This is a genomic window from Alistipes sp., assembly GCF_020026455.1.
Taxonomy (GTDB): Bacteria; Bacteroidota; Bacteroidia; order Bacteroidales; family Rikenellaceae; genus Alistipes.
On record NZ_JAHHQJ010000013.1, the window covers coordinates 64,824 to 89,112 of the forward strand.

Sequence of the window (24,289 nt, forward strand, 5' to 3'; positions counted from 1 at the left end):
GTCGCAGCCATGAGCCTTGAAGAGAAAGCGTCGCTACTCGTAGGAACCTCAATGGAGAATTATGGCGGCCAAGGGGCCGTGACAGGCCGTACGCTGAAAATCGTTCCCGGCTCGGCAGGGGCCACCTGCTCCCTGGAAACCTATGGCATTCCGCCAACAGTAATGGCCGACGGACCCGCCGGCCTCCGCATCGACCCGCGGCGTGCAAACGATCCGAAGACCTATTTCTGTACAGCTTTCCCGATCGGCACGATGCTCGCTTCGACCTGGAACGAAGAGGTGATCGAACGATGCGGTGCGGCCATGGGTCGCGAGGTGCTCGACTACGGCTGCGACGTGATTCTCGGTCCGGGCATTAACATCCACCGCCATCCGCTGTGCGGCAGAAATTTCGAATATTACTCCGAAGACCCGCTACTGAGTGGCAAATGTGGCGCGGCAATGGTTCGAGGCATCCAGTCACAAGGTGTAGGGACTTCGGTCAAGCATTTTGCCGCCAACAATCAGGAGTCGATGCGATTGCAAAACGATGTACGGATATCGCAGCGCGCTCTGCGCGAGATTTACCTGCGCGGATTCGAAATCGCGGTCAAGGAGGGCCGTCCGTGGACGGTTATGTCCTCTTATAATCGGATCAACGGACCTTACACTCAAGAGAACCGCGACCTGCTGACTACCATCCTGCGCGATGAATGGGGCTACAAAGGCATCGTCATCTCGGACTGGATTGGCAAGCGCAACACCGCAGCGCAGGTACATGCCGGCAATGATCTGATGATGCCGGGAGAACCGGCTCAGTCGGAGGAGATCGTTGATGCAGTACGTAGCGGAAAACTATCCGAAGCAGATGTCGACAAGAGTGTGGTCCGCGTGCTCGAATACATTCTGCAGACACCCCGTTTCCGGGCGTGCGCCGTGTCAGAGGCTCCCGATTTGGAAGCCCATGCCGCTGTTTCACGGCAGGTGGCTGCGGAGGGAATGGTCCTGCTTCGCAACGAAGGCGCCACCCTGCCTCTCTCCGCAGGGTGCGACCTCTCGGTATTCGGCGTCAACGCCTATGACTGCATCGCCGGAGGCACCGGAGCCGGGCATGTCAACAAAGCCTACACGGTTAATCTGGACGAAGGATTGCACAACGCCGGATTTCGGCTGAACGACCGCACAGCCGATCTCTATGCCAAATACATGTCCTTCGGCCAAGCACTGCTCTGCGAGCAGAACGCCCTACGGCTCTTGGGCGAAAAATGGTTTGTACCAGAAACAACGCTGACCCCAGAATTCATCGCCTCACGCGCCCGGGAGAGCGATGCTGCCATCATTGCCTTCGGCCGCAATTCGGGCGAGTACAACGATCGGCCGACATCGGATTTCTACCTAACGAACGCTGAAAGGGTGTTGCTCGAGTCAGTCTGTTCAGCCTTCCATGCCGCAGGCAAGAAGGTGATCGTGGTACTCAACATCGGAGGCGTCATCGAAACCAATTCATGGAAAGAACTTCCTGATGCGATTCTACTGGCCTGGCAGGGAGGCTTGGAGGCTGGCAATGCCACCGCCGATGTCCTAAGCGGACGAGCCGCACCATCGGGACGGCTGCCGATGACCTTCCCGATCGATTATTCGGATCATCCTTCGTCAAAGAATTTTCCGCTCGATTATCGAGGCCGCCGCGGCGACTGGGCCGACGATGCCCCGGAGCGCAATGTACGCAACCTGGGATTCACCTGTTACGAAGAGGATATTTGGGTGGGTTACCGCTATTTCTCGACCTATGCCCGGGAGAAAGTTTCCTACCCATTCGGCTATGGTCTAAGTTACACAACTTTCGATTGGACGGATGCTGCCATCAGGCGTTCGGGTGCCGGTTACGAGGTGACGCTCCGTGTAACCAACACCGGACTGCACTCAGGTCGGGATGTCGCTGAACTTTATATCGCGGCTCCGAAGAGCGCATTGATAAAACCCGTGCGCGAACTAAGATCCTTCGCCAAAAGCCGCGAATTACAGCCTGGAGAGTCACAGACACTGAAACTTTGGTTTGCGGCCTCCGATCTGGCCTCATTCGACGAGCAAGCCTCGGCTTTTATCGTCGAAGCGGGCGATTACACGGCCGAACTGGGACGCTCGGCCGACGAAATCATCCTGCGACTGCCTTTTACGGCCAAATCATCCGAACGCAAGGTGCATGACGTGCTGAGGCCCCAGAAGCCCTTGCAGTTGCTTAAATTCTGATGCGATGAAAAAACACGTTGCCTATTATCGTTTTACCTGGAGCCTGATATCCCGGTTGTACCCGTGCCGTTCACCATCCGGCTTGATGCAGGAATCGAGACCTGGATTGAGAAAATAACATTTGAAAAGAAAATCAGACAGATGCGCCAACAAAGAGTCTGTATAACAACCAATGTAAATACCGCCTAAAATTTGTATATCAGTAAAACATAGTCATGGGCATTATAAGGTCGGATCACGCCTCAACGAGTCTCTAGATGTGGCCGCACACCGGAAGTATGGGCTGAAATAATCGGCAAAAGCTAGCATTGTTCGAACATCTACCTCGGGGTTCCCCACATTTACGGCGTCGACCAGCAACCATAAAATCCCAGACATTGCAGAGATCGTACCCCGCCCCCAATGCCGCCAACCGCAGTAGGGCCATGCACATCAAAAACGCTACGACAAATATAACGAATCACCATATCCTCTGTTTTTGAAGAGAGGAGACTGTTCCGTTGACACTAAATAAAACACATTGTGACAATGAACCCGAATGTACGACTTTTATCTCTGGACGCCCTGAGAGGCTTCGACATGCTCTTTATCATGGGTTTTTCCGGACTCATCACTTCGTTATGCGCACTAAGCCCAGGATCTTTTACCGATATGCTCGCACAGCAGATGCAGCATGCGGCATGGAATGGGCTAACGATTCAGGATACCATTTTTCCTCTGTTTCTTTTTATTGCGGGAGTAGCATTTCCGTTTTCTTTGGCCAAACAACGTACAAGAGGTCTCGGAAAGGAGCGCATTCTGGGACGAATTGTCCGTCGTGGAGTGACTTTGATTCTTTTGGGGCTGATCTATAACGGACTATTCGATCTTGATTTTTCTTCGTTGCGTCTGGCAAGTGTATTAGGGAGGATTGGTACGGCTTGGATGCTCGCGGCGCTACTTTGTGTGTATTGCGGCATAAGGACGCGGATTGTCATTGCCGGAACTATCCTGGTCGGCTATTCGCTGTTGTTGAGTCTGGTCATAGCTCCCGATGCCCCGGCAGGCACCGTCCCCCTTTCCGTGGAAGGAAATTTGGCTGGATGGATTGATCGGCAATATCTCCCTGGACGCATCCTTTACGGATCGTTCGATCCGGAAGGAATCCTGAGCACACTGCCGGCTATTGTATCAGCACTGTCGGGAATGTTCACCGGTGAATTTCTGCTCGATAACCGGCGAGGATTGACAGGTTCGCGAAAAGCACTGTATATGGCTGTTACCGCAATCGTGATCACATCTGTAGGGCTGTGCTGGAATCTTATGATGCCGATCAACAAAAATATCTGGAGCAGTTCGTTTACCTGTGTCGTTACCGGATATTCGCTGGGAATGATAGCTTTGTTTTATTACTTGATTGACGTGCGCGGATACAAACGCTGGACGTTTGCCTTTCGTGTCATCGGATTAAATTCCATTACGATTTATATGGCACAGCGGATTATTCCTCTACGCTATGCCTCCGATTTTTTTGTCGGCGGGCTCGCCTCCAAATGCAGCGAAACAGCAGGGGCTGTAATCTACGATATCGGCTATATTGTGCTCTGCTGGCTATTTCTCTATTTCTTATATCGAAAAAACACCTTCCTTAAGGTATAACCGACAAATAACCCCAAAAATTCAATAACCCCATTTAAACAAATTTAGCATGAACCAAATTCTAAAGTTCTCATTTCTGAACTTATTTTTATCCGGTCTATGTTTGTTGCTGTCCGCATGCAATGGAAATCCGGAGATAACCTCTCCCGACGGTCGTACACGTCTTTCGTTTGTAACGAATACCGACGGCAGTATGGCCTATAGCATCGAACGCGATGGCAGACCTTTGATCCAGCCCTCCATGCTGGGACTCGCAACCCAAGAAGAAGACCTCACCAAAGGCTTTTCGGTACAGGAGATTATGAAAAAAACCGTAGACGAAACATGGACACAACCGTGGGGTGAAAATAAAACCCTGCACGATTGCCACAACGAAATGGCCGTGCTATTGGAGAAGGAAAACAACACGTTACTGACACTTCGTTTCCGGGCTTTTGACGACGGCGTAGCATTTCGCTATGAATTGGAGATATCAAATCTTGATTCGCTGACTGTCACCGATGAACAGACCGAATTCCGTTTTGCCGGAGACGGTATATCATGGTCGATTCCGGGGAATTTCAACACCTATGAATTATTGTATCGCAAACTGCCGATTTCGTCCGTCGAAAATGCCAACACGCCTTTCACGTTCTGTGTGGACGGCACATACGGTTCGATTCACGAAGCGGCGCTGTACGATTTTCCTGAAATGAATCTCTACCGGACCGATTCATTGATGTTCAAAGTAGAATTAGCTCCGTTATCCGGAGGCATAAAGGCCCGTATTCCCTCAAAATTCACAACGGCATGGCGCACAATCCAAGTAGGCGACAAAGCCGTAGACCTGATCAACTCGTCGCTGATTCTCAATCTGAACGAACCTTCGAAGATTGCTGACACGTCGTGGATCAAACCTCAGAAATATATCGGCGTATGGTGGGGCCTGCATCTCGGCTCACATACATGGACAAAAGGTCCCCGACATGGAGCGACAACGGAGAACGCCCTGCGTCATATTGACTTTGCTGCTGCGAATAATATCCAGGGAGTGTTATTCGAAGGATGGAACGAAGGCTGGGAGAACTGGGGTAAAACGCAACACTTTGACTATGTGAAACCCTATGACGATTTCGATCTGGACCGCATTGCCGCATATGCCCGAGAGAAAAAAGTCGAATTGTGGATACACAATGAAACGGGAGGCAATATTCCCGAATATGAGGCAGTTTTGGAAAGGGCCATGCAACACTATGCCGGACTGGGGGTGCATACAGTCAAAACAGGATATGCCGGAGGTTTCGCAGGCGGTCAACTTCACCACTCACAATATGGAGTACGGCACTACCAGCATGTCATCGAAACTGCTGCCCGTTATGAGATCGTCATTGATGCCCATGAGCCAATCAAGGATACAGGTATTCGCCGCACATGGCCCAATATGATGACCCGGGAGGGAGCACGCGGTATGGAGTGGAACGCATGGTCGGAAGGTAACTCCGCAGAGTATCTTTGTACACTGCCTTTCGTTCGGCTCCTGAGCGGTCCGATGGATTACACTCCGGGGATATTCGATCTGGATTATTCTCACATCCGGAATAAGGAAACCGGAATGCAGGAATGGAACGGCGACAATAATTCCAGTTGTGTCAAGACTACATTGGCACGTCAGATAGCCAACTGGGTGATTATTTATTCGCCACTCCAGATGGCGTCTGATCTGATTGAAAACTACGAGGGACATCCGGCTTTCCAATTCTTCCGAGACTTCAATGCCGACTGCGACTGGTCCCAAGCATTACAGGGAGAGCCGGGTAAATATATTGTCGTTGTGCGCCGTGCAGGCGACAGTTTCTTCCTTGGTGCCGGCACAAACGAAGAGCCCCGAATATTGCCCCAGAAACTTGATTTCTTGAAACCTGACATGACTTATATGGCAACAATCTATGCCGATGCTCCGGATTCTACGGAGCATCCCGAAAACTATCGTATCGAAGAACGAAAAGTGACTTCTGCCGATATGCTTGAACTTGCAATGTCGGCCCGTGGCGGACAGGCTATAACATTTATTCCCGTAAATAGATAGAGATATGATAAAAATTGTTTTTTTAGTCGGGCTGCTGGCGATCATTCCCCAGTTGGCCGATGCCCACAGCGAAGGGAGCGAAGGATGGGTAATTACTGCAAGAGATACCACTGCAGATTATTTTGCCGTTGCCATGGCCAACGGAGAAATTGGTGTCACTGTAGGACGGGAGCCTTTTTCCCTTGGGCCCGTAATTCTGGGAGAAAGTTATGAACCGGGGAGCAAAGATGATGTAAGCCGTATTTTGGAAGGGATTAATCCGATGGGGCTAACAATGGCTATCGATGGCCGTCGGTTCAACCCGTTGGAGGTCCGCCCACAGCATCAGTCGGTCGACATGCGGCGTGCCGTACATACGACCTGTTTTTCGACAGACGGCGTGACGGTCGTCTGTCGTATACGAGCCTTGCGGAATATGCCTTACGCACTTATGACGGAAGTCGAGGTGACGGCAGAGCGTGATGCCGAGCTTCTTTTCTCAAACAATCATAGCATTCCCGAGACACTCACCGACACTCTGCGAGAGTCGCGCACGGTCGCCTGCGAGGATGGCAGCCGCATCGCTCTGCAACGCACATCCGGCAGTTACGGTCACGGACTCGACCATATTGCCGTTTCATCAACCTTCCTCTGCAGCAAAGGGTGTGAACAGGTCACTCCAGGATGCGTGAAGATGATTCTGCACAAGGGCAGCCGGGCTGCGTTCTCTCTTGTAGGAACAATCTGCACTACGTCAACTTTCACCGATCCGTGGAATGAATCGGAAAGACAGGCTATCTATGCAGTTCGCGAGGGAGTGCTGCAACTCGTTGCGGCACATGAACAGAAATGGGCAGAGTTATGGCAAGGAGATATTGAGATCGAAGGCGATCCCACTGCACAATTGGACATTCGTTTCGCCTTGTTCAATCTCTACAGTTCTATCCGCGAGGGCAGTCGCCGGAGTATTCCACCGATGGGCCTTTCGACCAGAGGCTTCTACAACGGTCATATCTTTTGGGATTCTGAAATATGGATGTATCCGACACTGCTGGTACTCCAGCCCAGTCTGGCACAACAAATGCTCAACTACCGAATCGACGGACTCAATGCAGCTCGCCGTCGGGCCTATGCCCATGGTTATCGGGGCGCGATGTTCCCATGGGAAGGGGATGCCCGGGGAGAAGAAGCCACACCCACCTTTGCCCTTACCGGACCGCTCGAGCATCATATTACAGCCGACATCGCGATTGCCTGCTGGAATTATTTCTGTGTGACGCAAGATCAGAAGTGGCTATGTCGTGAGGGATTTCCGCTGATGCGCGAGGTAGCGCTTTTCTGGTGCGATCGTGCTACGGCAAATGCAGACGGCAGCTATTCGATCCGCAATGTAATCGGAGCCAACGAATACGCCGTCGGAGTCACGGACAACGCCTTTACCAACGGCGCGGTCCGCCGGGCATTGGAGTATACAACGGCTGCTGCCGAACTTTGCAGCGAGCGCCCCAATCCTCAGTGGAGTGTGCTTGCCGAGGGCCTTCGCATTCCGCACTTCGCCGATGGGACAACGCGTGAGCACGCCGACTACAACGGCAAAATGATCAAACAGGCCGATGCCAACCTGCTGGGCTATCCACTGGGTATTGTAACCGAACGCGAGGCTCTATTACGCGATCTGAAATACTATGAACACCGAATCGACCCGCATAATGGTCCGGCAATGAGCTACTCGGTTTTCGCCATCCAGTACGCCCGTCTCGGAATGGTTGAAAAAGCCGGCGAAATGTTCCGTCGCTCCTATTTGCCAAATCTGCGGCCACCGTTCAGGGTGTTTGCCGAGACGGCCACCAGCGGCAATCCTTATTTCATGACGGGCGCAGGGGGCATGCTACAAGCAGTGCTGTTTGGATTCGGCGGGCTGGAGATTACGCCAGATGGTCTCATACAGCGACCGTCCATCCTACCACGGCAATGGAAAAACCTGAAAATCAAAATAAATGGAAAGATCTTCCAAACAGCAAAACAATAAACATTCCGATGAAAAAGACGATATTTTTTTTACTGCTCACGTTCTGTTTTTCAAATTCAGTTCAAGCCAATCAAGATACGGAATCTATCAAACTGATTTCTTTCAATATGCGTACCAGTTGGGGTCGCGACGGAGACAACAGCTGGCCGAACCGTTGTCATGCCACGACACAGATGCTTCGACAGGAGGCTCCCGATGTGATGGGGGTACAGGAGGCCATGCAAGACCAGTTGTATTATATCGACACCGAATGTCCCCGGTATGCCCGTGTCGGCGAGGATCGTGACGGAGGAGCCGAAGGCGGAGAAACGATGGCGGTATTCTATCTTCGCGACCGATTCGACCTGCTGGACAGCGGGACCTTTTGGATCAGCGAAACACCCGACAAAGTGTCACGTGGGTGGGATGCAGCCTGCAATCGCACGGTAACATGGGTCAAATTGCGCGACAGGAGATCCGACAAAGAGTTTTTCTACTTCAACACGCATCTTGATCACCAAGGGGAAATTGCCCGTGAAGAGGGGGCGAAACTGATCGCAATGAAGATTCGACAGATTACCGGAAAAAAAGCAACGGTGATCCTGGGAGGAGATCTCAATACATATATTGAAAATAAACAACTTAAGCCGATAACCAAACTAATGGCTTCAGTTCGAGACACGGCTGCGGAGACCGATCACAAAGGAACTTTCAATGGGTTTGGATCTGCTCCGGACACGATTATCCTCGACCATCTTTTCTGCCGTGGCAGGATTAAGTGTCTAAAATTTGCCACCCTTGATGGAGATTACGGAGTGCCTTACATTTCGGATCACTATCCGATAGCAATGGTTTTTACGCTCCGAAAGTAACGCATCCGATTTATCAATCCAGCCCCATCATCGGCCTGGGATTCGAGCCCCAACTATTGGAGTGTCTGAATCAGTTCTGTTTGTGTACCCGGTATTTCATCAAGCGAATAATACCTGTGAACGATTGTCTGGTCTTTGATAACAATGATCCTTACTCCCGAAAGAGCGTCACCCAACTGTCGGCCCACGGCACTCGAGGTTATCATTCCGATATTGTCGTACGATGCCTCTGCATTATCGTGCAAATGCCCTGCAAAGACAGCTTGCACACCGGTTTTCCGAAAAAGCTCGAAATATCTCCGGCGTTTTTCCGGCGAAATAGTCGAATATCCGCCCAGCTCGTCAATTTGCCGGAGAAAGAACGGGTGGTGTGTAAAGACAAGGGATATCCGCCTGTTTTTTTTGAGCGAACGGGTCAGCCACAGGAACTGATTTTGTTCTTTCGAAAGATCCCGGATCTCGTCTTTCAGATAATTCGAGTTTATGCCGGTCAGTAGATTTCCGTTCACCCGAACGCAGAAGTGATCGGCTCCAAGGCGTTTCGTGTAGGGTTCCACATCGACAGAACCTTCTTTCAGCCGGACGTCATGGTTACCTGGGAGATAAAGGGTTTTGATGGAGGGGGCTATGCCTGCAACGATCCGCAGAAATTCCATCCATTGTCCCTCGTCCGCCACATCGTGCACGTAATCACCGGTGAAAACGACAACATCGGGACGAAGGTTGTTTATCGCTGCGACGGTTTTTGTGAGGGTCCGAATTTCATAGTCCATGTTGCGGTTATCGGCATAGAATCCCATTTGGGGATCTGAAACCTGCATGATGACCGTAATCTGAGACTTTTCTCTTGCAAATGAGAATACGGCCGTCAGGCAGCAAAGAATTGTTAAAATGTTTTTTTTCATTGGATTATAAATGAATAGACAGTCAAAAATAGCGAATGGATTGCCTAAATCCAAAAAATATCGAAGAAATTCCTCGTTCTTTTCTTTAAGGGTATTTTCCGGTAAAAATTCAACCTTTTTTCTAAATATGAAGAGAAATTTGCAGCGTCATTTTGACCAAAACTACTTTATCTGAAAATTATAAAATGAAACATGCCCATGACACACGTTTGCACCACTCCCTATTATCCCGTTCTCTATCTGCGGACTCCATCTCTAAAAGTCGCTAATGCTTGATCCCGAAAAATCATGAAATGTATTAAAATTGATAATCTGCTGCGGACTGCATGGTTGCTTGTATTCACCATGTTCTTCGGAGGTATTCTCGTTGTTCCCTGCGAAATACATGCTCAACCAGTTTCCCGAACGATTTCCGGTACGGTCACCGATGCAACGACCGGAGAACCGCTGATCGGGGCTACCGTACAGGTAAAAGGCCTCTCCGTCGGCACTACGACAGACTTGAACGGAATATTCTCAATCAACCTGCCGGAAAACCGGAAAACATTGCTCTTCTCTTATGTCGGATACGAGACACAGGAGATCGCCGTTGGACGCGACCGAAATCTGAACGTGGCTCTGAAACAAGACGCCAACGCGTTGGATGAGGTCGTGGTAGTGGGCTACGGCCAACAGAAGAAAGGCATGCTGGTTAGTTCGGTTCAATCCATTGTCCCTACCGAACTGCGAATGCCTTCATCAAGTCTGTCGACGGGATTTGCCGGGCGTCTTGCCGGAGTTATTGCCGTACAGCGCAATGGACAGCCCGGTGCCGACCAGGCGGATTTCTGGATACGCGGTATCTCCACGTTCGGGTCCGCCACCAAACCGTTGATCATCCTTGACGGAGTGGCGATCGACGCCAATGAACTGAATGGTCTGGACCCGGAGATTATCGAAAGTTTTTCAGTGCTCAAGGATGCTACTGCGACCGCTCTCTATGGTTCACGAGGAGCCAACGGTGTGATGATCGTTACGACGAAAAATGGCAAGAACCTGGATAAACCAATCATTAATTTTCGTTTCGAAACGGCATTTTCTACTCCAACGAACCGCCCGGAGACAGTTGATGCCGTGACTTATATGCAGATGTACAACGAATCGGTTCTGACACGCGGCACGGGGCAAATTCCCTACACACAGGCAAAAATTGACGGAACACGGATTGGCAGCAACAAATATATCTATCCCGATGTGGATTGGTACGATGAAATGTTCAAAAATTTGGCTATCAACGAAAACTTTAACTTCAATATCCGCGGAGGCAGTTCGAGGGTCGACTACTTCATGAGTGCTACCGTTCGTCACGAGGAGGGTATGTTGAAGAATCTGAGCCGAGATTACTTCTCCTATAACAACAATTATTCGGTTTGGCGTTATGCTTTCCAGAACAATGTCAATGTCAATTTAACAAAGTCGACCAAAGTATCGCTGAAAATCAACACACAACTCCGGGATACGCATGGACCCGTGAAAAGCAGCGAGAGCATTTTCGGAATGATCATGAACGGGAATCCAGCCGATATGCCGATCACCTTTCCCAATGATCCGACCGTAAACCACATCCGTTGGGGAGGTAAATCCATGGTAAAAAATCCCGTAGCAGAGATGGTTACCGGCTACAAGGACGAGTTCCAGAGTGTATTGAATGCCAATCTGAGTCTGGACCAAAATTTTGATTTCATCACGAAAGGGCTTTCCGCTTCGGCTCTGATTTCTTTTAAAAACTATTCCTATACCCAGACATCGCGTTCGGCCGGTTACAATTCCTATGAAATTTCGGGAACGCATACAGACAATGACGGATTGGAAAACTATGATCTGGAGATCCGCGGCAACGAACAAAGTACAACACTCGCTACCTCCAGCAGTACCGATGGCGACCGCAAAATATATATCCAGGGCATGATCAATTACAACCGCAGTTTTGGACGACACGATGTGGGTGCCATGATAGTGTATAATCAGGAGGAGACTGCACTCGGAAACCCCAACGGGTTGTTCAACTCTTTACCCAAACGCAAACAGGGTCTCGCAGGCCGTCTGACCTATGGGTATGATAATCGTTACCTTATCGAAGCCAATTTCGGATACAACGGCAGCGAAAATTTCGCTACGGGTCGACGATTCGGTTTCTTCCCGTCGGTAGCCGTGGGATATGTGATCAGTCAGGAGAAATTCTGGGCATCGATCAAGAAAGCAGTTTCTTATTGTAAACTACGAGGTTCCTATGGCCTTGTGGGTAACGATAGTGAAGAAACACGCTTCATGTATATGTCAGACCTCTCCCTTTCCGGAGCCGAATATACGACAGGTGTTGACGGGGAATATACGTTAAGCGGGCCAGTCTACAATCGTTTCGAAAACAAGAAGATCACCTGGGAAACCGGAAAAAAACTCAATATCGGCGTCGATTTGCAATTCTATAACCGCCTGAATGTAATGGTCGATCTGTTTCAGGAGGTTCGGAGCGGCATTTTCTTGGAACGAGGAACGGTTCCTGCTTTTCTCGGGACATCAACGACCAAAGTGTACGGCAACTTGGGCAAGGTAAGAAACCGCGGTCTGGATCTCTCGATGGACTATAGCCACCAGATAAGCAAGGATTTCTTTATATCTGCCAAAGGAACGTTCACCTTCGCACGCAACCGAGTCCTCGAACAGGATGAACCGGATTACTTGCAGTATCCCAACCTGTCCCGAGTCGGCCGTTCGGTCAATTCATTTCTGCTTTACGAAGCACAACGCCTGTTTATCGACAATAACGAGGTCAAATACAGCCCGGAGCAACTGCTGGGCGGCGAAATCATGGCCGGAGACATCAAATATGTCAACCAGCCCGATGCGAACGGCAACTATGACAATACGATCAATTCAAATGACCGTATCTATGCCGGATACCCCGAAGTACCGGAAATTGTCTACGGGTTCGGATTCTCAGCTCAGTGGAAAGGATTCGATTTTTCAGTCTTTTTCCAGGGTACGGCCAACACATCGCTGGTGATGAGCTGCTTCCATCCGTTCGGTATTAACAACAATGTCAAGCGTAATGCCATGCAATTTGTCGCAGACGATTATTGGAGCGAGAGCAATCCGAATATCCATGCGGCTTATCCACGGTTGAGCGTGGTGGAATACGGTAACAATACGGTAGCTTCAACCTATTGGCTCCGCGATGCATCGTTCCTGAAGCTGAAAAACGCGGAGATCGGCTATACCTACAAGAAGATGCGTTTCTACATCAGCGGCTCCAACCTGCTGACCTTCTCGAAATTCAAGTTATGGGACCCGGAACAGGGTGGCGGATCAGGCCTGAAATATCCTACCCAGCGGGTTTTTAACATTGGCATCCAAATGACTCTTTAAATCAATCCCAAACAAAATCCCATGAAATCTTATATACATATTCTGTTCCTGATTTTGTCGGCTGCATTTTTGTTCCAGGCATGCAGCTATCTGGACGTGGTACCCGACGAGACCCCGGACGAAAAAGATGCCTTCCAAAACCCTACAATGGCCGAACGCTATCTCTATTCCTGCTACTCGTTCCTGCCCAATCCGCGTCACGAAACAGCGTCACTGGATCTGATGACTGCAGATGAAGTAGTGACCCCGTGGGAACATGAAACCTTTGCCAACTTTCCGAAGGGTAACTATAACGCCAGCGAACCGGTAATCTCCTACTGGAATACGCTTTTCGGAGGAATCCGACGCTGCTACATTCTGTTGGAGAATATCGATGCCGTCCCGAACATGACGGAAGCCAACCTCCGGACCTACAAGGGTGAAGCAATGTTTCTGATTGCCTATTACCACTTCCTGCTTTTGAAGAACTACGGACCGATTCCGCTTATCAAAGGTGTGATGTCCATCGATATGGACAAGGCGGACTTCCCCGAACGCGAACGTTATGACGTATGCGTCCAATGGCTCTCTGACCTGTTTGATGAGGCGGCCGGTATGCTGCCGGCAGAGCAAACCTCCACGGCCTATGGCCGAGCCACGAGTGTTGCCGCCAAAGCTCTGAAATCACGGTTATGGCTCTATGCCGCATCCCCACTCTTCAACGGCAACAGTGAATACTATGCAAATTTCGTCAGTAAGATAGACGGGCGGCATCTGATCAGCCAAACTTATTCGGAAGCGAAATGGGAAAAAGCAGTTTCTGCTGCAGAGGAGGCCATTGAGGCTGCAACGGCCGCAGGTTATAAACTTTACACCGAAAGTCCGGCGGAGACATCAAAATTCGCGCAACCGGTCGATCCTGTTCACCGGGTACTTCGTCTGAATTTCCTGGATTACAATACCTCAAAGGAAGTCCTATGGGCCGACACCCGAAAAGAGGGCCATTATGGGCTGCAATACAAGTCTACGCCTTACCGCGTGGGGCCATCATCAGGCAACGGAGTCGGCGTGACATTGACGATGGTCGAGATGTTCTATTCGAAAAACGGCCTCCCGATCGATCTTGACCCTGAATACGACTATGCCGGAAGGTACCGTTACGGAGAGTATCACAACGATGTCTGCAACGGTGTGACCATGAACCTGAATATCAACCGCGAACCCCGGTTCTATGCATGGGTAGCTTTCCAGAACGGATATTACGAAGTACTCCGTCGCGACAGCGCCGATGACAATGCCAACATCGTACAGACGAAGTTTCGCAAAAACGACGTCTTCGGCATTAAGGAGCGGACGACAAACTACACCCCCACAGGGTATCTCAACAAAAAGGGGTGTTCCCCCCTTTACAACAACATTCAGGAGGATGTCGCCGCTCCACATTATCCATGGCCGGTGATTCGCATGGCGGAGCTGTACCTGAACCTTGCGGAGGCCTGCGCCAATTTAGGCCGGATAGACGACGCAGTGGCAGCCTTGAAACCGATTCGTGATCGGGCAGGACTGAACTCGGTGGACAAGGCTTTTGAAAAAGCAGGACTGACGCTCGGACGCGACGAAATGATCCGTATGACACATCAGGAGCGAACCATCGAACTCTATCTGGAAGGCCACCGTTTCTGGGATGTGCGTCGCTGGAAGGAGGGAGACAAATACTTCAATGTCCGCCCTAAGGGAATGAACTACAACGGGGAGTCTGACGCTGATTTTTTTCAGGTCACCGAGGTGGTCGTACAGCGTAAGTTTGCAACACCCATGCACTACCTGATGCCAATTCCCAAGGATGATATTAACAAAAACGAACGGAAATTCGTTCAGAATCCAGGTTATTGATTCAATTACAAATTCTGAAATACCGCATCTATGAAAATCATGCAAAAAATATTATTGGCCTTCGTCCTTTCTGGTTGTATCTCATGCAGCGGGGACGAAGATCCGGCCATGACGGCACTTGCCGTACAGGGAATTCGCGCCGCAGCATTCCCGGGGGCAATCCGGCTGACATGGAATCGGGTCGAGGACCACGATTTCCTCTATGCCGAGGTTTCCTATTACGATTACGGCACACAGCAACCGGTCACGAAATTGTGCAGCCGCTATACCAACTCGCTCTATATTGACGGACTCCTGAACAAATATGGGAAATACCGTTTTACGTTCACGGCCTACAACGTGGATAAAATTCCGGGACAACCTATATATATCGAACAGCAATGCCAAAAAGCAGCATCCTATTATGTGGATATCGCAGAGAATCCGATTACTCTTTGCGTTGATCAGCTGACGACCAATGCCCAAGAGCCGAGCGAAGGCCCCCTGAAACATCTTGTGGATGGAAATCCGGACACTTTTTTCCAGAGTTTCTGGGATGAATACACTTATCCAGAGCTCAAGCCGTCTGGTTATCATTGGGTTGCATTCGATTTCCGTCGGGAAGTGACAGCCTTCAAGTTCTGTTATTGGAACCGAAAAAAGGGCGGTTCACGGCCTAAGTCCGTAAATATCTATGGCAGTACGGACGGTAGGATGTGGGAACTGCTTTCACAACTCGACAACCTTCCGAATGACCCAGGTTCTTCCTATACTTCGGACCTGTTCCTGCCCAATAAACCCGTTTCGCAGGTCAAATTCGAAATGGTGAAGGGAACCGATGCTTACCAGCCTTATTTTTCGCTTGCAGAGATCGAATTTTCCGAGATCGTAAGAGAATTGGTCGATCCCGAAGCCAAATAACAATTTGAAAAAGCACCGATAAAGATGAAAAATCTCTTGAAACATGCATTATCGTTCGCAAGCATCGTTCTGATGGCTGCGTGCGGAGAAGATCCCGGACTGGATGAAGTATTTGCAAACAAACCTTTTGCCTTGGTGACCGCCAGCGACGGCGAACGAACATCCATTTCGGCGGTCATCGACGACTGCAAACGAACGATTAGTCTTACCTTCGACAAACAGCAGAATGTGGATGTCGTAGAATTGACATTCCAGCTGAATCCCGGATATAGGATGGTTTCCCCGAAAGAATCGGAGACGCAGATGGACTTGACGCAACCTCGGATTGTGACTGTCAGCTCGGGAGCCGGGGAGATTTCCTACGAAATTTCAGCCCGGAATGAAACCCCTATTCTGTCGGCATCTTTCCTGTTTCGCGGTAAACCGATCGAGGGGATTATCGACCATGAAACGAGAACGATTTCGTTTCCGATTACGACAATCTATACTTCGGAATATCCGGATGTGTTATTGGGAGCCGTATCTGTGGATGTCACACTTTCCGACGGTTATCACCCGACAAGCGAAAAAGGTTCGTACAATCTCTTAACTGGAGAGAAGTTTTCCATTTACAAAGGCCGTAATACGTACGCTTATAAACTGATTGCCGACATAGCTCCGATACAGGTGGAGAATAATCTCGCGGATTTCCAGTTTCGGCGCGGCGTGAACCTCTCTTATTGGATGACGGAAGCCGATCGCAATTGGTTGGGCTACGTCACACTTGCACAATTTCCATTGTGGAAAGAATTGGGGTTCGACCATTTCCGGGTACCTGTTGACGAGTTGTGTATTTTCGATCCGGATGGTCAATTTAATGAAAAGGCCATAAACAAATTACACGAACTTTTTACATGGTGCGAGCAAAACGGCATGTATGCGATTCTTGACATGCACACACTGGCTCCCCGCAAAGGTTCGGATAGTTACCGGGAAGAGGAGTTGTACGACCCGGCCTATCCCGAATTTCGCGCCCACTTCATAAATATTTGGCGCAAACTTGCTACGGAATTCAAAGGGCACAATCCGAAATACATCGCTTTCGAATTGCTGAACGAACCCCATGACGGGACACCGGATGCAACCGGTTGGAACAAGCTTCAGGATGAAGTTCTGACGGCGGTCCGAGAACAGGATCCCGAACGCATCGTATTCATTCCGGCAATGGGTTGGCAGGACTACAACTACATCAAATATGCCCGTGTGGCAGGAGAAGATCCCAATGCGGTTGTATCGTTTCATTATTACCTCCCCATGCTGTTGTCTCATTATAAGATGCTGGCATGGATTGGCTACCAGGGCTCCGTACAATATCCGGGAGTAGTCATTCCCAGTAAGTCGGATGCAGACAAATACCCACAATATGCTTCTTTCCACAAAACGACCTACAATGCCGACCGGATTATGGGAGAAATGTCCAATGCTGCCATTAACGGCCGGAATGCAGGACTTGCAGTACATTGCGGCGAATTCGGATGCAGCAAAAACGTTGCGGAAGAGATGCGTTTGGCGTGGTTCACGGATATGGTGACAGCTATGGAGGCAAATAATATTCCCTGGACGCTTTGGGAATGCCTCGACGGAGGATTCGGATTTATCGATATGGAATATGGCATTTACCGGATCAACCGTCCCCTATTGAACGTATTGACCGGTCATGAATTGACCGAAGCAGAAGCAAACGCTCTGCTGCAAAAATATGGATTTAGAACCGAATAGGAATGTTGCTGAAAATTGAACGGGGCATATTCTGGATACTTGTCGTTTGCCTGATGCCCGAAATGACATATGGGGAGCAGCGGGATATTTTACCCCCAAATGCCGATTATGTGGTTGAGATTTTCCGAGACGGAACTTGGGAGGAGATTTTCGTTTACAACGCTCGCGTCTCCGATTATGTCGGAAATCCCGAGGCGGGATATCCCCAATATACAATGGGGGTCTCCCTGTTTACGGACTCGTTTCGGGAGCCATTGAAGGTTCGTGTAACCCGCCGCTCGAAAACGTTTTCGAAGGTGGAGATTCGCCCTCTTTCTTACGGCATCACACCGACGATACAGACATCCAACAGTATCGAGTTCGAACTGGACGATCCGACAAAAAAAGTTTCGGTAGAATTCGATGGTAACCGGATGGAAAATCTCTTCATTCTCCCTGATCGGCCCGACGTTGCAATTCCCACGGGTTCTAACGTGACCTATTTTGGTCCCGGGGTACACAATGTGGGAGTAATTCATATTGCCAATGAACACGATCGCATTCTCTATCTTGATGAAGGAGCCGTCGTGCTGGGACGTGTTGAGGCTGAAGATGCCTCCAACCTCACGATTCGCGGACGGGGTATCTTCTGTTCATCACAGGAAAACCACGGTGAAGGCCGACGGCCACAGATGGAATTCCGCAATTGCGACAATCTGAGGATCGAAGGTATCCTGCTGCGCGACACGCCGAACTGGACGCTCAAGATTGTCGGAAGCACGGGCGTGCATATTGACAACATCAAGGAGATTGGCTGGATCATGAACTCCGACGGCATGGATTTCATCTGTTGCCGCAACGTGCTGGTCGAAAACACCTTTCAGCGCAACTACGACGACAATGTAACCATCAAAGCCTTCAACGCCACACCCGAATACATCGCTTCCCGAACGAATGCCGATGGCTCCTGTTCCGACGGAGCAGTCTGGATGGTTGCCGGGCTTCGCAACTTTGAGGTCTGCAACTACGAGATTCGCAATTGCGTTTTCTGGGCTGACAAGGCGCACAACATGCTTGTAGGGCCCGAAGCGCGGGGGATTGCATTCCGGAATATCCGCTTCCATAACAACATCGTATTGGAAAACCGCCAGGACGACGAGATTTATCCCGGGGCGATGGCGGTGATGATCGCCGACAACGGCACGTTCGAAGATATCTCGTTCGAAAACATTATTGTTGAGGACATCAACGGCGGGAAGGTCTTCTGCGCGCATTTCACCAACGCCTGGGCTTTCGGCAATCTCTACGGACAATGGGCTCGCAACATCACTCTACGCAATATCTCCTACACCGGAACGCGTGCGACTCCGAGTTGGATCAGAGGACGAAACAACACACAATTGATCAACGGGGTAACAATCGGGAACTTCTCGGTCAATGGTATCCCCGTGATCAACGGTTCAGGGCCTCACCTAGAGATAAATGAATATGTTCGAAACGTGGTATTTGAATAACCCCCTGAAATCAATAACAAATTTTATCAACCACCTTAAACGCATAATTATGAAAAAGTATTCCTTTTGCACATTTACCGCTGTTATTCTGACCGGTATGATTCTGATGGGGTGCTCCTCTTCAGAAAAGATTCCGGAAAGCATTTCCGGAAACGGCCCGAAATTGAAGATCGAAAACCGCTCGGCGAATACCTCTGAAGCGGCCTATGCGCACCGGGCGATTTTGGTATCGGACGGCAACATTACGAATGCAAAGAGTGCCGCCAACGCCGCGGCTTTAGAGCCTTTCTCCGTTGAGCCAGGCAGCTATACTGTTTACGCCACTGCTTCCAGTGACGAGGCGAACCTCACGTTCATGAATGTCGCTGTCTCAAATGCCATCGCCAATGCCCGAGTCAAAATAACCGATATTTCAGCCCAGATACCCGAACTGTTGGTCGGAAGTTCCGAACCTGTCACAGTCGATACCGAAGGTGCAACAGCTTCGCTTCAGCTCAAGCGCGTCGTAGCATCGGTCAAAGTGACAGTCAGCGGCCTGGAGCATGTCTCTGCCGAAAACATCACTTTGACGATCGGCAACATGTACGATCAAGTGAGTCTCGACGGAACGCTTTCAAAGAGTGGACCGGCATTTGCATCGAAAACCCTCGTTCTCACCAAGAATGCCGAAGGCAAGTTCACGGGCAACGCCATTGTGATGCCCACCGATGCCGAGGCTTCCAACCTTGTACTGAGCTACGGCGTAAACGGTACGGACTACACCAGCACCCCTGCAGGCCGAATCGCAGCCAACGGGCAGTATGAACTGGCTACGAGGGTCGAGGCGGGCGGATCCTCCTCGAAGATCAAGCTCAACTCGGCGATTAGCTATGCAGCTTGGGATACCACGGTTGTGAATCTTTCCGACAGTTTCATCTTCGACAAAGATAACTCCGACAAACAGTGGACAGGACCGACTCTCCTTCCGATCAGCGGTTCGGCAGCCCCTGGATACGATAATTTCTGGGCCTCGTCCGACGGAGGCGATTCCGGCTGGGGAGAGACATTCTGGCAGTACAACCTCTATGACGGGAACAAAACAGACGGAAGCAACTATTGGTGTCCTGCCGAATGGGACCGCACGGCTCCCGTCTGGTATATCGACCTCGGCTCGGCAAAACATGGTGTGACCATCGATTACTGGAACAAAGCCGGCGGTAAGGGCGGTCAGAAAATCAAGACAATGGACATTTACGCAAGCAACACGAAATCCGATTACAACGGCGGTAATGAGGATTGGACGAAGATCACGACGTTCATCTCCAACAAGACAGCTCCGACCACGGATGCCGGAGCACAGGTGACGACGGACAAGATTGCATTTTCGGAGGATGGCAGTGTCTCCTATCAGTATGTAAAATGTGTGATAAGATCAAAAGTCACACCTGACGGCGCAACAGTTACCGATGTCCTCGACGTGAATGTCGGAGAACTGGAAGTTTCGACTTGGGAGTACAAATAATAGCATAAGTGGGTATTCTCCTACTGCAACACACTGAACGGGGATCTGCAGAGACAGTTTTCAATCTTCCGGAACCAATCTTCCCCGAACAGTTGTCATGTGGCCTGCGGAGCCTGAAGATATAAGGTAATAATATGAAATACACGATGATAAATAAACAGAATATCAGAAATATCCGCAGATGGGCGGATCGCCTTGCATGCCTTTTGTCGCTGCCTGCACTCGTTCTCACACTGCTTTGCTCTTGCGACGAAGACGAGGCAAAATCCGAAAGACCGAAAGAGAAAGATTTGCTTTGGACGATCACCCCCGTTCTTGTCCCCGACAATGCAGGCTTCGAGAAACTTGGTGAGTACGGGGTGTCACTCTATCTTTTCAACGACATGTCATCCGACTGCTACAAATACCAGTATGCCGACACGTTCGGGGATCTCGAACCTTTCGTGGTGGAAAAAGCAGCTTATTCACTTGTAGCCCTGATGATGGACTATGATGCCCCCCATATTTCCTATAAGGCCTCGGCCGAAACCAAAAAAAACGGGAGCATAACCATAACAGACATGAACAAAGCCATCCCTGATATGGTCCTCGGCACGGCATCCGTGTCCCAGAATGTTGGTCCGACGGTCCCCATTTCCAACCTGCAACGACTGGTCGGAGCCTTGGATGTTCGCCTGACCGATGTTCCGGATGATGTTACGGCCGTGGAGCTCACCGTGAGAGATCTCTACGATCGGGTTGACTTTACGGGTCAGTATGACTTTTCGACCGCCGAGCCAGCTTCGAAGAAGATCAATCTGACGAAGGAGGGAACAACTTTTTCAGCCAGAAGTGTGCTGATGCCTTCGGACAGGACAAAGACCAATGTGCGGATAAATTTCCGAGTGTTTCGGGGTGCTGCACATGAGGACTACGTTATACGCCTTTCCGGAAGTATTCCGGCAGACAAACTCACTCGCCTCGAAGGTCGCGCGGAAGATATTCTGAAGAACGCAGAACTAACGTTGGGACTAACCTATACTCCGTGGGATGCCAGTATAACAATCCGGGATCAATTCCAGACCGACGATGATCTGAACAAGGTTTGGTCTTCGTCTCCACTCCCCATCAGTGGTGCAGCCGATCCCGGATATAACAATTTTTGGGCCTCGTCCGCATTCACCGATTGGGACGGTTCCATAAAATACGATTCGTATCTTTATGACGGTATTATGGATGGGAGCGACGAGCATAAGGACCTTTACTGGGGTCCAGACACGGATGCAGAGGTCGCAAACGGCACAATTCCATCGTGGTATGTGGATTTGGGAAGCGGCTATCAAGGTATTACGCTTACCTACTGGAACAAATTCGGAGGCAAAGGAGGGCAGAAACTCCGCACGATGAACATCTATGGCAGTAATACCTCTGGCGACTATCAGGGCGGCAACGATGACTGGGAGCTGATTACAACCTTTACTTCCGACAGGACGAGACCTACGGCAGATGCCGGGGCAGAGGTCACAACCGGGCGTATCGAATTCGACAAGGGCAATATGATCTATCGATATATAAAATGTGAGATTACCTCCCGAGTGAATTCCGACGGCAATACAATTGAGGACTCCGACGTAAATGTTGCCGAAGTACGGATAACCGTGTGGTCTTGCAAATAGGAATGTGACGGCCCGGTGTGACGGCCGGGACGTATTTTACAAAACCCAATGCCATGAATAAACAATTGTTCCCGGAGCATATCCATCCGGGCTGGAAAATTTCTATTTTTCTTCTTTGCTTGACAACTCTTTCTTCCTGTATATCAAGCGAAGACGCCTGCATAAACATCATTCCGCACCCTGCAAAGATGGAGGTGCAGTCCGGGTATTTTCAGCCGGAAAACATGACGGTAAACGATTTCACAACGGTAGTTGTGGACAATTCCCGGATGGATGCATTGGGAAGAGAAGGGTACGAACTTGAAGTCGACTGCTCATCGGTAAGACTCACGGCCGCCACCCAAACCGGGATTTTCTATGGAAAACGAACTCTGGAACAGTTGATTACCAATAAGGGGATTCCTTGTATAAGGATCAGCGATCGCCCCCGATTTCCCTACCGAGGTTTACACATGGACGTATCACGACATTTCTTTCCGAAAAGTCAGATATTGAAAGTATTGAACGAAATGGCGCGCTATAAACTCAACGTCTTTCATTTCCATCTGACGGACAATGGAGGTTGGCGCATTCAGATCGACAAATATCCGCGCCTCACCGCAGAAGGGGCATTCCGTACACAGCAGGATTGGTATGCATGGTGGGACCAGAACGACCGTCGCTATCTACCCGAGGGAACTCCGGGTGCTTACGGCGGATATTTCACCAAAGATGACATCCGTGAGATCGTGGCATACGCTGCCGAACGACAGATTACAGTCATTCCCGAGATCGAATTTCCGGCACATTCGGATGCTGTATTCATCGGCTATCCGGAGTTATGCTGTACAGGCAAGCCCTATACGACGGGCGAATTCTGCGTCGGCAACGAGCGGGTCTATACCTTTATGAAGGATGTACTTACCGAAGTCATGGAACTTTTTCCTTCGAAATACATCCATATCGGAGGAGACGAAGCCCGAAAAGTAGCTTGGGCGACATGCCCGAAATGTCAAGCCTTGATAAAGAAAGAAAACCTTGATGGAATAGAGGGACTACAACCCTATATGATCTCCCGTATCCAGGATTACCTTGCATCGAAAGGACGGATCATGGTCGGTTGGGATGAAATTCTGCGCAACGACTTACATCCAGAGACCTTGGTTATGTCATATCGTGGACAAAAAGGGGCTATCGAAGCAGCCAATAAGGGTAATTATGCTGTTATGACACCTGGCGAAGTACTCTATTTCGACTGGTATCAAGCCGATCCCTCAACGCAGCCGCGCGCCATGTACGGATATTCCCCCATTAAAAAAATGTACGCTTTTGATCCGGTGCCGGATGATCCGGAATCAGCTGTTAGAAATGAATCGATCATCCGGGCCAAATCCGTAAATTCCACAGTCGTGGAGTCAATCCGCCCGAATTGTGCCAATAACATTGTCGGTGTACAGGGATGTATGTGGACTGAATATATCGAAGATGAAGAACAGTTGGAATACATGGTCTTTCCACGTTTATTGGCTGTGGCTGAACTGGCATGGACACCGCAGGAAAAGCGCCAATGGAATGATTTCAAAATCCGTATGAACTCCCATATTCCCTTGTTGCAGCAACGGAACCTAAATACCTTTACGCTAAGCGATGAAGTTGAGATCACGACTCATATTCACCCCGGAAACAAAACAGTTGAAGTAACTCTCGACTGTGAAAAATATCCGGTAGAAATTCGCTATACGTTAGATGGAACTCCACCGACTCCAGACTCTTCACTTTACGAAGCCCCTTTTACCGTGACCGATTCGACGGAGGTCCGGGCAGCCATATGCCGGGAAGGGGTTATTCAGAGCCCTGAACGGAAGCAGCTGATTACTTTGGCTGCAGAAATCCGCAATTATTATCCATTCGAAGTCCCGGAGGTCTGGAAAGACTATTTCGAGTGATTGTCTAATCGGCCATTATGCATCATCGCTTTCTTCTATGGAACACAAGCCTTGCCCATTTCTATATGTGTCCCTGTAATTCGC

The 24,289-nt window shown here is 49.9% G+C and carries 14 protein-coding genes; 13 read left to right on the top strand and 1 reads right to left on the bottom strand.

Translation table 11 applies throughout. From position 1 onward, the window contains the following. The first annotated feature begins 9 nt into the window (after nt 1-9). The 5 genes from QZ460_RS08190 to QZ460_RS08210 all read left to right on the top strand — a co-directional run bounded on the left by QZ460_RS08190 (nt 10) and on the right by QZ460_RS08210 (nt 8,791). The gene (locus tag QZ460_RS08190) at nt 10-2,229 is read left to right on the top strand and encodes a glycoside hydrolase family 3 N-terminal domain-containing protein (protein ID WP_290541103.1); all 2,220 of its coding nucleotides are present in this window, start codon (nt 10-12) and stop codon (nt 2,227-2,229) included. Nucleotides 2,230-2,757: 528 nt separating this feature from the next. Beyond that, nucleotides 2,758-3,867, top strand: a complete 1,110-nt coding sequence (locus tag QZ460_RS08195) for a DUF5009 domain-containing protein (RefSeq protein WP_290541088.1) — start codon at nt 2,758-2,760, stop codon at nt 3,865-3,867. A gap of 49 nt (nt 3,868-3,916) precedes the next feature. Next, nucleotides 3,917-5,932: a glycoside hydrolase family 97 protein gene (locus tag QZ460_RS08200; protein ID WP_290541089.1), complete on the top strand. Its 2,016-nt coding sequence runs from the start codon at nt 3,917-3,919 to the stop codon at nt 5,930-5,932. Nucleotides 5,933-5,936: 4 nt separating this feature from the next. Then, on the top strand, nt 5,937-7,940 hold the full coding sequence (locus QZ460_RS08205) for a glycoside hydrolase family 65 protein (RefSeq protein ID WP_290541090.1): 2,004 nt from the start codon (nt 5,937-5,939) through the stop codon (nt 7,938-7,940). An 8-nt stretch (nt 7,941-7,948) separates the two neighbouring features. Further along, on the top strand, nt 7,949-8,791 hold the full coding sequence (locus QZ460_RS08210; RefSeq protein ID WP_290541091.1) for an endonuclease/exonuclease/phosphatase family protein: 843 nt from the start codon (nt 7,949-7,951) through the stop codon (nt 8,789-8,791). A 53-nt stretch (nt 8,792-8,844) separates the two neighbouring features. On the opposite strand, the gene QZ460_RS08215 is transcribed toward QZ460_RS08210, so the two are convergent. Then, nucleotides 8,845-9,696, bottom strand: a complete 852-nt coding sequence (locus tag QZ460_RS08215) for a metallophosphoesterase (protein WP_290541092.1) — start codon at nt 9,694-9,696, stop codon at nt 8,845-8,847. 288 nt (nt 9,697-9,984) lie between these two features. On the opposite strand from QZ460_RS08215, the gene QZ460_RS08220 reads away from it, so the two are divergent. From QZ460_RS08220 to QZ460_RS08255, 8 genes are all read left to right on the top strand, one after another. Continuing rightward, on the top strand, nt 9,985-13,101 hold the full coding sequence (locus QZ460_RS08220) for a TonB-dependent receptor (protein ID WP_290541093.1): 3,117 nt from the start codon (nt 9,985-9,987) through the stop codon (nt 13,099-13,101). Between the two features lie 21 nt (nt 13,102-13,122). Next, the gene (locus QZ460_RS08225) at nt 13,123-14,973 is read left to right on the top strand and encodes a RagB/SusD family nutrient uptake outer membrane protein (RefSeq protein WP_290541094.1); all 1,851 of its coding nucleotides are present in this window, start codon (nt 13,123-13,125) and stop codon (nt 14,971-14,973) included. Between the two features lie 30 nt (nt 14,974-15,003). Continuing rightward, nucleotides 15,004-15,873, top strand: coding sequence for a discoidin domain-containing protein (locus tag QZ460_RS08230; RefSeq protein ID WP_290541095.1), 870 nt, complete (start codon nt 15,004-15,006; stop codon nt 15,871-15,873). Between the two features lie 24 nt (nt 15,874-15,897). Further along, complete coding sequence (locus QZ460_RS08235; RefSeq protein WP_290541096.1) at nt 15,898-17,631, top strand: glycoside hydrolase family 5 protein; 1,734 nt, start codon at nt 15,898-15,900, stop codon at nt 17,629-17,631. A gap of 2 nt (nt 17,632-17,633) precedes the next feature. Then, complete coding sequence (locus QZ460_RS08240) at nt 17,634-19,124, top strand: glycosyl hydrolase family 28 protein (protein ID WP_290541097.1); 1,491 nt, start codon at nt 17,634-17,636, stop codon at nt 19,122-19,124. A 163-nt stretch (nt 19,125-19,287) separates the two neighbouring features. After that, on the top strand, nt 19,288-20,625 hold the full coding sequence (locus QZ460_RS08245; RefSeq protein ID WP_290541098.1) for a FimB/Mfa2 family fimbrial subunit: 1,338 nt from the start codon (nt 19,288-19,290) through the stop codon (nt 20,623-20,625). 134 nt (nt 20,626-20,759) lie between these two features. Further along, complete coding sequence (locus QZ460_RS08250; protein WP_290541099.1) at nt 20,760-22,280, top strand: hypothetical protein; 1,521 nt, start codon at nt 20,760-20,762, stop codon at nt 22,278-22,280. 53 nt (nt 22,281-22,333) lie between these two features. Next, nucleotides 22,334-24,205: a family 20 glycosylhydrolase gene (locus QZ460_RS08255; RefSeq protein WP_290541100.1), complete on the top strand. Its 1,872-nt coding sequence runs from the start codon at nt 22,334-22,336 to the stop codon at nt 24,203-24,205. Nucleotides 24,206-24,289: the final 84 nt, after the last annotated feature.

Excerpts from the sequence above, each read along its gene's own strand:
- QZ460_RS08210 (WP_290541091.1), top strand. The coding sequence starts at position 7,949 with ATGAAAAAGACGATATTTTTTTTACTGCTCACGTTCTGTTTTTCAAAT.
- QZ460_RS08230 (WP_290541095.1), top strand. The coding sequence starts at position 15,004 with ATGAAAATCATGCAAAAAATATTATTGGCCTTCGTCCTTTCTGGTTGT.
- QZ460_RS08225 (WP_290541094.1), top strand. The coding sequence starts at position 13,123 with ATGAAATCTTATATACATATTCTGTTCCTGATTTTGTCGGCTGCATTT.
- QZ460_RS08215 (WP_290541092.1), bottom strand. The coding sequence starts at position 9,696 with ATGAAAAAAAACATTTTAACAATTCTTTGCTGCCTGACGGCCGTATTC.
- QZ460_RS08240 (WP_290541097.1), top strand. The coding sequence starts at position 17,634 with ATGTTGCTGAAAATTGAACGGGGCATATTCTGGATACTTGTCGTTTGC.
- QZ460_RS08220 (WP_290541093.1), top strand. The coding sequence starts at position 9,985 with ATGAAATGTATTAAAATTGATAATCTGCTGCGGACTGCATGGTTGCTT.
- QZ460_RS08250 (WP_290541099.1), top strand. The coding sequence starts at position 20,760 with ATGAAATACACGATGATAAATAAACAGAATATCAGAAATATCCGCAGA.
- QZ460_RS08205 (WP_290541090.1), top strand. The coding sequence starts at position 5,937 with ATGATAAAAATTGTTTTTTTAGTCGGGCTGCTGGCGATCATTCCCCAG.
- QZ460_RS08235 (WP_290541096.1), top strand. The coding sequence starts at position 15,898 with ATGAAAAATCTCTTGAAACATGCATTATCGTTCGCAAGCATCGTTCTG.
- QZ460_RS08195 (WP_290541088.1), top strand. The coding sequence starts at position 2,758 with ATGAACCCGAATGTACGACTTTTATCTCTGGACGCCCTGAGAGGCTTC.
- QZ460_RS08200 (WP_290541089.1), top strand. The coding sequence starts at position 3,917 with ATGAACCAAATTCTAAAGTTCTCATTTCTGAACTTATTTTTATCCGGT.
- QZ460_RS08255 (WP_290541100.1), top strand. The coding sequence starts at position 22,334 with ATGAATAAACAATTGTTCCCGGAGCATATCCATCCGGGCTGGAAAATT.
- QZ460_RS08190 (WP_290541103.1), top strand. The coding sequence starts at position 10 with ATGAGCCTTGAAGAGAAAGCGTCGCTACTCGTAGGAACCTCAATGGAG.